The organism is Pedobacter sp. UYP1, assembly GCF_040547305.1.
In the GTDB taxonomy this organism is placed as follows: Bacteria; Bacteroidota; Bacteroidia; order Sphingobacteriales; family Sphingobacteriaceae; genus Pedobacter.
In genome coordinates this window covers 845,419-859,158 of the sequence record NZ_JBEPPL010000002.1, presented here as the reverse complement: position 1 = coordinate 859,158, position 13,740 = coordinate 845,419, and the positions used below count along the sequence as shown (strand labels likewise).

10 protein-coding genes are annotated in these 13,740 nt (G+C 38.6%); 8 read left to right on the top strand and 2 right to left on the bottom strand.

The window, feature by feature from the left end:
• Nucleotides 1-36: 36 nt before the first annotated feature.
• Complete coding sequence (locus tag ABIB30_RS07740) at nucleotides 37-378, bottom strand: single-stranded DNA-binding protein (protein ID WP_354300742.1); 342 nt, start codon at nucleotides 376-378, stop codon at nucleotides 37-39.
• A gap of 202 nt (nucleotides 379-580) precedes the next feature.
• Between ABIB30_RS07740 and ABIB30_RS07735 the strand changes: the two genes are divergently transcribed.
• The 4 genes from ABIB30_RS07735 (at nucleotide 581) to ABIB30_RS07720 (ending at nucleotide 3,672) form a co-directional block, all read left to right on the top strand.
• Nucleotides 581-943: a hypothetical protein gene (locus ABIB30_RS07735; RefSeq protein WP_354300740.1), complete on the top strand. Its 363-nt coding sequence runs from the start codon at nucleotides 581-583 to the stop codon at nucleotides 941-943.
• Nucleotides 944-1,062: 119 nt separating this feature from the next.
• Complete coding sequence (locus ABIB30_RS07730; RefSeq protein ID WP_354300738.1) at nucleotides 1,063-1,776, top strand: YqjF family protein; 714 nt, start codon at nucleotides 1,063-1,065, stop codon at nucleotides 1,774-1,776.
• A gap of 19 nt (nucleotides 1,777-1,795) precedes the next feature.
• Nucleotides 1,796-2,434, top strand: coding sequence for a hypothetical protein (locus tag ABIB30_RS07725; protein ID WP_354300735.1), 639 nt, complete (start codon nucleotides 1,796-1,798; stop codon nucleotides 2,432-2,434).
• A gap of 41 nt (nucleotides 2,435-2,475) precedes the next feature.
• Nucleotides 2,476-3,672, top strand: coding sequence for an MFS transporter (locus ABIB30_RS07720; RefSeq protein WP_354300732.1), 1,197 nt, complete (start codon nucleotides 2,476-2,478; stop codon nucleotides 3,670-3,672).
• On the opposite strand, the gene lgt is transcribed toward ABIB30_RS07720, so the two are convergent.
• Entirely contained in the window at nucleotides 3,662-4,519 is an 858-nt protein-coding gene (gene lgt / locus ABIB30_RS07715; protein WP_354300731.1) for a prolipoprotein diacylglyceryl transferase, read from the bottom strand. The two genes, ABIB30_RS07720 and lgt, sit on opposite strands and share 11 nt — an antisense overlap.
• Before the next feature lie 134 nt (nucleotides 4,520-4,653).
• On the opposite strand from lgt, the gene ABIB30_RS07710 reads away from it, so the two are divergent.
• The 4 genes from ABIB30_RS07710 to ABIB30_RS07695 all read left to right on the top strand — a co-directional run bounded on the left by ABIB30_RS07710 (nucleotide 4,654) and on the right by ABIB30_RS07695 (nucleotide 13,739).
• Nucleotides 4,654-6,561 carry a 7TM diverse intracellular signaling domain-containing protein gene (locus ABIB30_RS07710; RefSeq protein ID WP_354300729.1) on the top strand — a complete coding sequence of 636 codons (1,908 nt, stop codon included), beginning with the start codon at nucleotides 4,654-4,656 and terminating at the stop codon, nucleotides 6,559-6,561.
• A gap of 257 nt (nucleotides 6,562-6,818) precedes the next feature.
• Nucleotides 6,819-9,869 carry a SusC/RagA family TonB-linked outer membrane protein gene (locus ABIB30_RS07705; RefSeq protein WP_354300727.1) on the top strand — a complete coding sequence of 1,017 codons (3,051 nt, stop codon included), beginning with the start codon at nucleotides 6,819-6,821 and terminating at the stop codon, nucleotides 9,867-9,869.
• Nucleotides 9,870-9,890: 21 nt separating this feature from the next.
• Entirely contained in the window at nucleotides 9,891-11,366 is a 1,476-nt protein-coding gene (locus ABIB30_RS07700; RefSeq protein WP_354300725.1) for a RagB/SusD family nutrient uptake outer membrane protein, read from the top strand.
• Between the two features lie 72 nt (nucleotides 11,367-11,438).
• Nucleotides 11,439-13,739 (top strand): glycoside hydrolase family 3 N-terminal domain-containing protein, encoded by a 2,301-nt coding sequence (locus tag ABIB30_RS07695; protein ID WP_354300723.1) that lies wholly within the window; start codon nucleotides 11,439-11,441, stop codon nucleotides 13,737-13,739.
• Nucleotide 13,740: the final 1 nt, after the last annotated feature.

Here is a 13,740-nt window from a genome sequence, read left to right as displayed (position 1 = left end):
TCCCTCTATCTCCGGCAGACAGAGGGAATAGTCACCTTATAATTCATACTTGTCAACTATTTCAAGCTTATGGATTATTATTTCGGTTGTGTACCTCTGATCACCATTCTTATCTGTATAAGTCTGAGCACTCAACTTCCCTTCAACCTGCATGGCCATACCTTTTTTCACGATATTTTCTACCAGCTCCACTTTCTGATTCCAGAAAATCAGATTAAACCATTGAGTTTGATCTACCGCTTCTCCCAAACCATTTTTGAAAAACTCATGTACCCCAATACCCAGCCTGGCCATCTTTTTCCCTGTAATAAAACTAACAATTACCGGGTCCGTAGCCGCATAACCAATTAAACGCACACTGTTTCTTACTCTATCCATATTTTATCTTTTAAATAGCAGAAATCAGAAATCCTAATACAGCACAAGAAGTTTTCACTGTAATAGAATCGCTGACTATTAAACCAAATATGAGAATAAGAATATTTATTAGTCGTTCATTAAACGTTTATTATCGGCTAAACAAATATTAAAAAGAGAAATATTTAACCATAAACTAACAAAAACAGATTAATTTGCGCTTATGAAATATTGCCAGGATTGCGGAACTATACTCAAAGGGCGTACAGATAAAAAATTTTGCGATGACTATTGCCGGTGCCATTATAACAATGACAGGAATAGGAACCGGGAGCAGTATTTCAAAAAGATCAATAGTATTCTGAGAAAAAACACCAGTATTCTGGAAAAATTTGTTGAACAGGGAACCAGAATCTCGACACCCTATATGCTTTCTGCGGCGGGTTTTAATTTTAGCTTTTTCACACACCAATTAAATGAACAAAATGGAGAAATGTGCATTTACTGCTATAATTATGGATATGTAAAAATAAATGAAGGACAATTAGTGATTAAACAAGTCACTCATTCACTGTCTTCTAACTAAAAAAAGCAAAATAATGCCGAAATAGTGAAATTCGAATGACAGGTTATTTCAATGTTAGTACCTCAATATCATTTAGGTTTAGTACTTTGGTCTATCAATCAATTTAGACCAAACCTTTAATGAGTTTTTTAACCGCAGAATGGAGAAAGTTAGCAATTGCTAATTATGCCATCGATCAAGAAATCCTACGTCCTTACTTGCCAGCAGGTACGGAACTGGACATTTGGAACGACACCTGTTACGTAAGTTTAATAGGTTTCCTTTTTAAAAACACTAAACTACTGGGCTTCAGCGTTCCTTTTCATGCTAATTTTGAAGAGGTTAACCTGCGTTTCTACGTGAAGTACACAGAAGGCGACACCGTCAAACGCGGCGTAGTCTTCATTAAGGAAATAGTTCCTAAATTTGCGCTTTCCGTAGTAGCTAATACCGTTTATCATGAGCATTACGAAGCCATGCCAATGACCCACAGGTGGTCTGAAACTGAGGATGAGCGCGAAGTAGAATATAGCTGGCGATGTAAAAATGAATGGCAGGTATTCTCTGTAAAAGCGAATAAAGCCTTGTCTGAAATTTTACCAGACAGTGAAGCCGAATTCATTACCGGTCATTATTGGGGTTATACCAAATGTAATGAAACACAAACTAACGAATACGAAGTAAAACACCCTAAATGGGCACAATATAAAGTTAAAGAGTTTAAAATTGCAGTAGATTTTGCACATACTTATGGTCCGCAATTCGACTGTCTGAACCATCAGCAACCAGTTTCAGTGATGCTGGCAGAAGGATCAGATATCTCTGTGGAGGGCAAAAAAGGAATTCAGGGCTAGAAACCCTATTTAAATATTTATGATCAATACATCAGACCTTCAATTGTTGCCAGACAACAAAAAACTACAATCCGCCTGCAAAGCTATGGCCGTATTAGATGCCATACTTTGCCAGGACTGGACTTATCGCTACCACTCTTATAATAGTCAATGGAGTGAAGATGAGGAATTTTTTGAAATGCGCAACGGAGAAGGTGATCAGCTCCTGGTTTTATTCAGAAATGAAGGAGCCGTAATTAATGGTTATTTCTCTGAAACAGAACAAGGGGAAAAGGACAAATTAACTGATCAGCTTCCTGAGGTATTCCATGAATTCATTTTTGGGGAACCTGTAAATTCTGCCGGAACAACATTCTCAGTATGGCAATTAAACGGTCAACCCTGGAAAACAGGAATCCCTGCCGAAAATGACGACCATTCAGCAGAACTGCTTAGTCCGCTGGACGCAGAACCTGCTACCTATATTAAATGGGCATCAGCTTATTTCAAAGGAAGTTACACAGAAAGCGGAATTCCACTGGATACTGTCACCCGGATATTTAATCAGGAACCACTGACTAAAGACATGGTTTCTTCTTTGGTTAACGAACTGGAAGACTGGGATCAGCTGATAGAAGATCTGATAGAAATTTCATATCCATATCATATAAATCTGTAAACCATACAATTGGCTCTAACAATCTTATCTTTGCGGCCAATATGAAATTACTGAAGCTAATTACCAATACAAAAATAAGTCTGATCACACTTTGCCTGGGTGGCATCAGCCTGGGAATGACAGAATTCATGATGATGGGGGTATTGCCGGATGTCGCTAAAACCCTCAGCATCAGTATTCCCTCAGCGGGGAACTTAATCTCCATTTATGCATTAGGCGTGATTATCGGAGCTCCGATAATGGTTGCCGTCCTTGGAAAATACCCTCCTAAAAAGGTTTTGATCGGACTCATGATTACGGTGGCCAGCGGTAACATCTTATTCAGCTTTGCGCCTACTTACGAACTGTTGCTTGTAGCACGTTTCCTGGTTGGCTTACCACATGGTGCATTTTTTGGTATCGGCGCAGTAGTCGCCAGCAGATTGGCCGACCCCGGAAGTGAAGCAAAATCAGTATCAGTCATGTTTGCCGGCCTTACGATAGCGAATATAATCGGCGTACCTCTGGGTACATTTATTGGTCATAATGTGAGCTGGAGAATTTCTTTCCTTTTAGTCTCTGTTATTGCCTTGATTACCGCAGCAAGTATTAAATTATGGTTACCTGTACTCCCATCACAATCAGAAACCAAGTTTTCAGACAGTCTTAAAGTATTTAAAAAACCAGAACTCTGGATCATTATCGGAATTTCTGCGATAGGCACCGGAGGTTTATTTGCCTGGATCAGTTATATCGCCCCATTGATGACAGAGGTTGCACATTTCAGCAGTAATATGATCACTCCCATTATGGTTATTGCGGGTTTGGGAATGGCAGTCGGTAACTTTATTGGTGGCCGTTTGGCAGACAAATTTTCACCACTCAAAACAACCAGTTATTTATTATTGGCCATGATTGTTACGCTGATTTTGGTTGCCTTACTGAGCCATATTAAAATTGCAGCTATTTTATTGACCTTCATTACAGGCGCACTGGCCTTCGCAGTAATTGCACCTATGCAAATGCTGATGATTGGCGCAGCAAAAGGCGCAGAAATGTTAGCCTCTTCTTCTATGCAGGCCAGTGCAAATACAGGAAACGCTTTAGGTGCATTTTTAGGCGGCATGCCAATTGCAGCCTATGGCTTTACCTCTCCACAATATGTAGGCGCAGGATTAGCCTTTGGCGGATTTTTACTGTGTATACTGCTAACCTCATTGTTAAATAACAGAACTAAATTGAAAACTGCTATTGCTTAGCAGTTTTCAATTTAGTGACTTCTTCTTTCATCGGTGTCTGCTCTTCTTTCCCTTTTTTAAGGTACATAATAGCCATACCCGTTAAAATAAAAGGAATGCTCAGCAATTGCCCCATATTTAAAAGCATTCCCGCCTCAAAAGCAGACTGATCCTCTTTAATAAATTCAATGGCAATTCTGAAACAGAAGATCAGGAAGATGACCATTCCAAAATAAAAACCAGAAGCTCCCGGGTATTTCTTCATCATCAGGTAAACAAAACCAAAAATCAATAAATAGGCGATAGCCTCATATAATTGCGCCGGATGGCGTGGGATATGATCATCTCTAAGAAATATAAAAGCCCAGCTTACATCAGTTGGCTTACCAATAATTTCTGAATTCATCAGGTTACCCAAACGGATAAAAGTACCTGCCAATGGTACTACCAATGCTACCTGGTCTAACAGAAACCATAACTTCACCTTGAACTTTCTGCTAAATAAGATTAAGCTCAGCATAATTCCTATTCCACCACCATGACTCGCCAGGCCCAGGAAACCAGTAATGCGGAAATGCGGTGTAAAAGTAACCGGAAGAACGGCCTCCAACGGATGCTGAGAAAAATAAGCGAAGTCATAAAATAGGACGTGCCCCAGACGGGCTCCAATCAATGTCCCTAAAACAGCGTAAATGGTTAGGGAATCCATCAGTTCAACATCAATTCCATACTTAATAAATTGTTTTTTGACTACGATATAGCTAAAAACAAAAGCAAGCAGAAAAAACAAGGAATAATACTTTAAAGCAAAAAAACCTAAATCTATTAGTGAATCACCGGGGTTCCATATTATGGTAGCTATGCTCATATCTCCTTAAAATTTGTGTTAATGCTTGCAAATATAGACCATATACAGACATATGCAATAACGTTGCAGATTTGAAATCAAATTAATCCTATCTTTGTTTTCATACCAGATGCCAAGGGCTTTCTTATTCATTTATGTTTAACCAGTTCACACTCTCACGCTTACATACCTTACTAACAGCAATCCTCTTGCTTGTCTTTAGCCCGGCTGTTTATGCGCAAAAAACAGTGAGCATAAATGACAATATTAACCAGCACATCTTTAATTTCGGTGAAATAGAGTGGTTCAAAGATTCACAAAACAAACTTAGCTTTGAAAAGATAAGCAGTAAAGATTTTGATCAGCATTTTATAAAAAGCTTAAAAAGCACACCACAAACTACCGATCTGAAAGCAACCTACTGGTTTAGAATTAAGATTAAACATAATAGCAAAGCCACTAAAAAATACTTGCTTGAGTTTTTCGATCAGACCATAGATCACGTAACCGCTTATTTGCCCCAAAAAGACGGGCACTATAAAATCAAAGAATTTGGTGATCAATTCAACTTTGACCAACGCGAACTTCATCATAAAAATTTCGAGCTGTACATCAATAATGATAACGATGAAACGCAGCTTTATTATTTCAAATTTAAATCCTCACAAATTTCTGATGCTATTATTGTACTCAGAAATGTAGACTGGTTTATCTCTTATGCGCTGGACGAGTATTTTTATTTTGGTATTTTCTATGGAATGATCATGGTCTTTAGTTTCTACAACCTGATCATGTTTATTGCCATGCGGCAAAGACAATACCTCTATTATGTACTGTATAATCTGAGTGTAGGATTTTTTGAAATGAGTACAGACGGTATCGCCTATCAGTATTTATGGTCTTCTGCTACTGGATGGAACCAGATTGCCTATGCATTTGCATTGTACGCGACCAGTATATTCGCCTTGATGTTTACCAAAGAATTACTCTTTGTAAAAGCCAATGCACCGAAATTAAACAAGTTTATACTTTATATAATCAGTATCAGAACAGTCCTGTTCCTCTACTGTCTATTGATAGATCAATCCTTATTCACTTACAAATTCCTGGAATTTATTCCACTGACGGTAGCTTTCTATACTGGTATTTACATTTACAAACAGGGGTATAAACCTGCCCGTTTCTTTGTTTTAGGCTACAGCTTCCTGTTTTTTGGCTTTACCCTGAAATTCCTTATTATGCTTGGATTTTCCTGGCTAAATTTTGGTGTAATCAGCTATTATAGCCTGAGTTTCTGTTTTGTCCTTGAGATGGTATTTTTATCTTTTGCCATTGGCGACAAACTCCGGATACTTAAAAACAAGAAAGAAAAAGTACAACGCCAGATGATCAGTCAGATGGCAGAAAATGTGAAGCTGAAAGACACCTTAAACCAGCAGCTGGAAACTAAAGTAGAAGAACGTACAAAAGAAGTATTTCATAAATCACTTATCATTGAAGCCAAAAATGCAGAACTGCTTGAAGTAAATGACAGGCTGAAGCAACAGGCCGAAGAAATATCCAGAATGAATGTTCTGCTGGAACAAGATAATCAGGAATTACAAACTAACGTGGAAAAAGTAACCCGTGACCGGGTGATGTCTGCCGACGTTGATTTCGAAGAATTCAGTAAAATATACCCTGACAAAGACAGCTGTAATCTGTTTCTATCCGACCTCAAGTGGAAAGACGGTTATAGCTGCCGTAAATGTAAAAACACTCATTTCTATACCGGGCACATTGCTTTTAGCAGGAGATGCAGCAAATGCGGATACGAAGAATCAGTGACCGCCTATACCGTTTTCCAGAATACCCGTATACCAATCAATAAAGCATTTTATATGATTTTCCTAATTTACTCCAGCAAAGGAAAAATCTCTTCTCACAAGCTTGCTGAAATCCTGAATATTCGCCAAAGTACCTGCTGGACTTATGGTTCCAAAATCAAACTCCTGATGGAAGAAAGAAAAACGGTGTTAAAAAAGACCAGCAAAAACGGCTGGAGTCAACTTGTACTTGAATAAAAGCCATTAAAATCAGATTAATTCTTCAAGGGTATCAGAGCGTATCGTTTATGCTAAGCAATGAACGGCATATCTTTCTCTATGCCCTGTAAATCAGCTACAAACCGTTATTTAAGCTACGGTATTGAAGCGTATCAACATCAACGTAAACACCTATATATCAGATATTTATATAAAAAATATTTGTTTAATATCTTGTTTTTAACAGATATTAGCCCTTAACTTTAACAATCAAATACAAACCTAAATAAGCAATCATGACTAAAAATTTTACTCTTTTAATCATTTGTCTTTTATGCGGGATCTCTGTAGCCATGGCACAGAACATCAATATAAAAGGTGAAGTCAAAGATAATCAGGGCCTGCCTTTACCGGGAGTCTCCGTTAAAGTCGATGGCACCAGCAACGGAGTGATGACCAATAAAGATGGTATCTACACTTTATCTGCTCCAGGAAACGGCACACTTACTTTTTCATTTATAGGCTATAAAACGATTTCGGAAGCCATCAACAACAGAACAAATATTAACACCACTTTAACAGATTCAAATCAAGAACTGAATGAAGTAGTTGTGGTAGGTTATGGTTCGCAGAAAAAGAAAGATATTACTTCAGCGATCTCTACCATCAGTGTTAAAGATGTAAGCGCACGCCCAATCATCAATACCTCTGAAGTTCTTGCAGGAAAAGCTCCCGGAGTACAAGTATTCAATGCATCAGGCGCACCAGGTGGTGGTAATTTCAGCGTAAGAATACGTGGAGTATCCTCACCAAACGGTTCTGAACCAATTTACGTTGTAGACGGAGTTGTGGTAAGGAACACTGAAAGTATTGACCCTAACAACATTGAATCAATCAGCGTACTAAAAGACGCCTCTGCTGCCGGAATCTATGGCTCATTAGGCGCAACCAATGGTGTAGTATTGATTACGACTAAAAAAGGAACCAGCGGGCAGACTAAGGTCGAAGTAAACATGTATGCTGGTAAACAGCAAATCATTAAAAAATTAGATATGCTGAATGCTGATCAGTACAAAGACCTGATTAGTGATGAGTATACTAATAAAGGACAAAATGTACCTGCATTTCCAGCCAATTTCACAGCTAATAACAACTGGCAGGATCTGACTTACCGTAGTGCAAATCAAAGTGGAATTAATGTAGGCGTATCTGGTGGTACTGACAAAGGTACTTTCTATTTAGGATTAGGCCGTTTACAACAAGACGGGATTGTATATGGTACAAACTTTAAACGTTATTCTACCAACCTGAGTTTAGAGCAAAAACTAAAACCATGGTTATCTGTAGGAACTAATATTGCCTACAACAGAACCGACGGACGTACCGTGAATGATAACCAGTCTGCTAACCGCGGCGGAACCATACTCGGTGCACTTTATGCGCCTCCTATCCTTCCAATCTTCAATGCAAGTGGTAAATACCAGGCGAACACAGATAACGTATCTAACCCACTGGATGATATCTACAGTAATGAAAACCATTATGTAAAAAACAATTTATTGGGAAATGCACATGCTGAAATCACTTTGCCATTTAACATCAAATACCGTTCACAATTTGGGATTTCATTAAACAACTATAACAATGATACCTTCGTTAATCCCCTAACCAACCAGGGAGCAAGCCAGGTAAATGGTATAGGAACTAATACAGCCAATGAAACCTTCCGTTATACCTGGGATAATACCTTGACCTACTCTACAGTAATTAACGGAAAACATAACATTACTGCTGTAGTGGGTACCTCAGCTATAGAAGAAAAATACACGAACAGCTATTTATACGGTACAGGTTTTCCAGCTGGAATAAAGACCCTAAATGCTGCAAGTGCGAATAAACAGATTTCCACTTTTAAAACAGACTGGACAAGTAACTCTTACTTTGGCCGTATCAATTACGGTTATAATGATAAGTACCTGTTAACAGCATCATTAAGAGCTGATGGATCATCCAGAGCAGGTATTAACAATCAATGGGGATATTTCCCGGCGGTATCAGGAGCATGGCGTATTTCAAACGAAGACTTTTTGAAAGAAAATACAGTCATCAAAGACCTTAAACTAAGAGCAGGTTATGGTGAAGTAGGTAATTTACCTCAAACACTGTACAATAGCTATAGCTCACTGGATCCTTCAGCCTATTTATTTGGAGGTAACAGTGCTTCAGGATACAGACCAGCTAACCCATTCGGTAATCCAGATCTGAAATGGGAAAGTACTAAAGGATTAAATATTGGTTTTGATCTAGCTGTATTGAATGACAGAATAGCATTCAGTGCTGATTACTATGATAAAAAAACAACTAACTTCATTTTCCCGGTAACTTTCCCTACTGCAATTTCGGGTAATGCAAATACTGGTTATTACAACTTACCAGGTAATATCTCGAACAAAGGGATTGAATTTTCAATAACAGGCAGAATAATCGCAAAAACAGATTTCTCATGGACTGCTAACTTAAATGCATCCTTCAATAAAAATTCTGTAAACGGTATGCCGCAGATCTTGGATAGCAAAGGTAATAACGTAGACCAGACCTTCCCATTCGGTGGTATAGGGTTTGGTGGTAATGGAAACAACACTAACTTGTCAATTGTTAAAAATGGTCTGCCATTAGGCGCGTTTTACGGTTACCAATACACAGGTGTTGATCCAGCCAATGGAAATGCATTGTATAGAAAAGCAGATGGAACGATCACTGCAAAACCAGAAGCTGCCGATGAAACTTATCTTGGTAGTGGTTTGCCAAAAGGTGTATATGGCTTTACCAATAGTTTTAACTATAAAAGCTTAAGCCTGGATATCTTAATTGATGCCGTTACCGGAAACAAAGTTTACAATGCAACAAGAGTAGAAACTGAATCTATGTCTTCCACAGCTAATGCAAGTGCTGCCGTATTAGATCGCTGGAGAAAACCAGGTGATATTACTGATATCCCAGGTGCATTTTTTGGCGGTATAAACACTGCAGGTACAACCAATACACTTCCATCATCACGCTTTATTGAGAACGGTTCATTTGTCCGTTTAAAATCAATCACGTTAAGTTACAGGATTAAAAACAGCTTGTTTGATAAGCAAGGCATACAGTTGACTGTATATGCTACAGCTCAGAACCTATGGACAATCACAAAATACAAAGGATATTATCCTGAAGTAAACAATGCCAGTTCAAGCGATCAGAAAGACGGTAAACTTGGTGCACCAAGCTCTACTGCTGTGGGTATAGATTACGGTACTTACCCGCAAACAAAAACATACACAGCAGGTCTGAATCTATCTTTTTAATCCTATCCTAAATTTTAAGAAATGAACAACTATTATAAAATATTAACCATTGCGATGTGCGGATCGATCGGTCTGCTCTGCTCTTGTAAAAAAAGCTTTTTAGATAAACAACCAATCTCACAAGGCACCGCCGGAACCTATTACAAAACTGCGAGTGATGCCGAAGGCGGCCTCGTTGGGGTTTATCAGCAAGCCTTTTTAACCAATCAATACTGGGTTTGGGATTATATTACCAATGGTGATGCCCGTGCAGACAACTGTTACGCAGGCGGTGATAACCCTGACAACTTTGCGATTGATAACTTTCAGCTTACCCCACAAAACGGAAATGCAACCCGTAACTGGCAGAATTTATACCAGGATATTTATGCAGCGAATATAGTACTGGATTATGTACCTAAAATTGCAGCAGAACAATTTAAAGATAACAGACAACAAGAGATTCTGGGTGAAGCTAAATTTGTAAGAGCACTGGATTACTTCCAATTGGTAACTACCTACAGTGATGTGCCCTTGATTTTGTCAACTGTTGATTTTCCTGCTAAACCTTCCAGAAACGCAGCAACAGAAGTATATGCACAAATAGAGAAAGACCTGATAGATGCAGAAACTGCCCTGCCGCTTACCGCAGCTTCAGTTGGCCATGCCACTAAAGGTTCCGCGCAAGCTTTATTAGCTAAAGTATATGCACAAGAAGGAAAATATCAGCAAAGTCTGGACTATAGCAATAAGGTAATCAACTCAGGAAAATATGCACTGGTTCCTAATTTTGCTACTTTATTTGATGGTACCAAGAACACGTCTGAATCGATATTTGAGATTCAGCACTCTTCTGCAAGTGGTTTTACCAGTTACAATGTTTCTTTATTCTTACCTGCGAAATTTGGTACTTACTCTTTCAATAAGTTCAACCTTCCAACAAACGACCTGGTTAACTTATATAAATCTCAAAACGATAATATACGTTTGAACTCATCAGTTTATCAGGCAACTATTGGCGCAGATGGTCTGGCTGCCGGAGATCCTATTCCAACACCATATACCGCTGCTTATGGCACAATTCCTTTCCTGTATAAATGGAAAACCAATATTTCACAATATGGTGGTGGTACAGATAACACGATACTGCTGCGTTTAGCAGATATCATCCTGTTAAAAGCTGAAGCCTTGAACCAATTAGGTCAAACAGGAGCAGCAATTCCTTTAGTTAATCAGATCAGAGCCAGAGTTTCACTTGCTCCTATCACAGTAACTTCAAAAGATGATGTTGCGCTTGCCATTTTGAATGAAAGAAGAATGGAATTAGCATTTGAAGGTAACCGTTGGAATGACCTTTTAAGATTCGGTAAACAATACACCATTGACCTGATGAATAAACAAGTTGGCCCTGATGGAAAACCATTGAATTACAATGTAAGTCAAACCAAATTATTATTCCCGGTTCCATTTAATGAAATACAATTAGACGGGAACCTGACCCAGAACCCTGGTTACTAACAAAATTTTTAGTATTGATCCCGAAGGCAGCTCAGGCTGCCTTCAATTTTTAAGCCCAAATAAACAATTAAGATGTATTTAAGAAAACCCCTCTCTGTTCTTTTGTTAATGCTCTCTTACGGAATAGCCGATGCACAAACAAAGAATAATGCAAAAGTAGAAAGCCTGCTCCAGAAAATGACACTGGAAGAAAAGGTAGGTCAGATGGCACAGATAACGTTAGACGTTATCGGAACTGGTAAAGATCGCTATACCAGCGATGAGCCTTTCTCTCTGGATCAAAAAGCAATGGAAAAAGCACTGATTCAATATAAACTAGGGTCAGTATTAAATACATCAAATAATAGAGCAAGAACACCTAAAGTTTGGTATGAAATCATCAGTAAAATCCAGCAAACAGCGATGAAAGGAACCAAGAATGGTATTCCTGTCATCTATGGTATCGATGCTATTCACGGCGAAACTTATACCGCAGGTGCAACAATGTTCCCGCAGCAAATCGGACAAGCAGCAACTTTCAACAGAAGCCTGGTTCGCAGAGGCGCCGAAATCACAGCTTATGAAACTCGCGCAAGCTCCATTCCATGGGCATTCTCACCTTTATTGGATTTAGGTGCTGATCCACGCTTCCCTCGTCAATGGGAAAGTTTCGGAGAAGATCCTTATTTAGTAAGTGAAATGGGTGTTCAGGCTGTAAAAGGTCTGGAAGGAGATAACAACGATGTTTCTAATCCATACCGTGTAGCTTCTTCGATTAAACACTTTTTAGGTTACCAGGTACCCATTTCAGGTAAAGACAGAACTCCTGCCTATATTTCTGATCAGGCTTTAAGAGAATATCACTTACCGTCTTTCCGGGCAGCTATTCAGGCAGGTGCTAAAACTATCATGATTAACTCTGGAATTATCAATGGTGTTCCGGTGCATGCAAACTATAACCTGATCACTAAGTTATTAAAAGAAGAATTAGGCTTCAAAGGTTTAGCAGTAACAGACTGGGGAGATATTGAGAATCTTTACAAAAGAGACCATGTGGCCAAAGACAATAAAGATGCAGTAAGAATTGCGATTAATGCAGGTATTGATATGTCAATGGTTGCTTATAACTATGAGCCATTCTGTGATGACCTGATTGCTTTAGTTAAAGAAGGTAAAGTTAAAGAAAGCCGTATCGATGATGCGGTAAGAAGAATCTTACAGGTAAAGTTTGACTTAGACCTTTTCAACAAACCAACCACCAACCCTAAAGATTATCCTAAGTTTGGCAGTAAAGAATTTGAACTGGCTTCTTATCAGGCAGCAGCGGAATCTATTACATTGTTAAAAAATACAGAGCAGGCCTTACCATTGAACAAAGGCGTTAAGATTCTGGTTACTGGTCCTAACGCAAATTCAATGAGAACTTTGAATGGCGCATGGACTTATTCATGGCAAGGAGAAAAAGTAGAAGAATTTGCTGCTAAATACCATACGATCCTGAAAGCTTTAGAAAATAAAGCTGGTAAAGAAAACGTGACTTATGTACCGGGTGTAAGCTATAAAATGGATGGCAAATACTTTGAAGAATACGCAGATCAGTTAGATGCAGCTATTGCAGCGGCTAAAGATGTGGATGTAGTTGTATTATGTTTAGGAGAGAACTCTTACACAGAAACTCCAGGCAACTTAAGTGACCTTTACCTTTCAGATCTTCAAACTGAACTTGCACAGAAACTTGCTGCTACCGGTAAAAAAATCATCTTAGTGTTGAATGAAGGACGTCCAAGAGTGATTTCTAAGTTTGAGAAAAAAATGAGTGCTGTAGTACAAAGTTATTTACCAGGTAATTTTGGTGGTGACGCTATTGCTGATATTCTTTTAGGTACAGTAAATCCATCAGGTAAATTGCCTTATACTTACCCACAGTATCCAAATGCTTTGTTTATCTATTACCATAAACCATCTGAATCACGTTCAACTACAGAAGGTGTTTATAACTACGATGCAGATTACAACCCTCAGTATGTTTTCGGATTTGGTTTGAGTTATACAACTTTCAAATACAGCCCGGTTAAATTAAGTACTGCTGCTTTGAAAAAAGGAGAAACTTTAACAATCTCTGTGGATGTTACCAATACCGGTAAAGTTGCAGGTAAAGAAAGTGTGTTGTTATTTACCTCAGACCTGGTTGCCACGCTAGTAAGCCCGGACGTGAAACGTTTAAGAGGTTTTGATAAAATAGAGTTAAAAGCTGGCGAAACTAAAACAGTAACTTTCAAAATTACTGCTGATGATTTAGGTTTCATTAATCCAGAAGGTCAGAAAGTAACTGAAGACGGAGACTTTACTGTTCAAATTGGGGATCAGAAAATCAATTTCACTTACAATCAGTAAT

Coding starts and splice junctions, on each gene's coding strand:
- ABIB30_RS07740 (WP_354300742.1), bottom strand. CDS start 378: ATGGATAGAGTAAGAAACAGTGTGCGTTTAATTGGTTATGCGGCTACG.
- ABIB30_RS07735 (WP_354300740.1), top strand. CDS start 581: ATGAAATATTGCCAGGATTGCGGAACTATACTCAAAGGGCGTACAGAT.
- ABIB30_RS07730 (WP_354300738.1), top strand. CDS start 1,063: ATGAGTTTTTTAACCGCAGAATGGAGAAAGTTAGCAATTGCTAATTAT.
- ABIB30_RS07725 (WP_354300735.1), top strand. CDS start 1,796: ATGATCAATACATCAGACCTTCAATTGTTGCCAGACAACAAAAAACTA.
- ABIB30_RS07720 (WP_354300732.1), top strand. CDS start 2,476: ATGAAATTACTGAAGCTAATTACCAATACAAAAATAAGTCTGATCACA.
- lgt (WP_354300731.1), bottom strand. CDS start 4,519: ATGAGCATAGCTACCATAATATGGAACCCCGGTGATTCACTAATAGAT.
- ABIB30_RS07710 (WP_354300729.1), top strand. CDS start 4,654: ATGTTTAACCAGTTCACACTCTCACGCTTACATACCTTACTAACAGCA.
- ABIB30_RS07705 (WP_354300727.1), top strand. CDS start 6,819: ATGACTAAAAATTTTACTCTTTTAATCATTTGTCTTTTATGCGGGATC.
- ABIB30_RS07700 (WP_354300725.1), top strand. CDS start 9,891: ATGAACAACTATTATAAAATATTAACCATTGCGATGTGCGGATCGATC.
- ABIB30_RS07695 (WP_354300723.1), top strand. CDS start 11,439: ATGTATTTAAGAAAACCCCTCTCTGTTCTTTTGTTAATGCTCTCTTAC.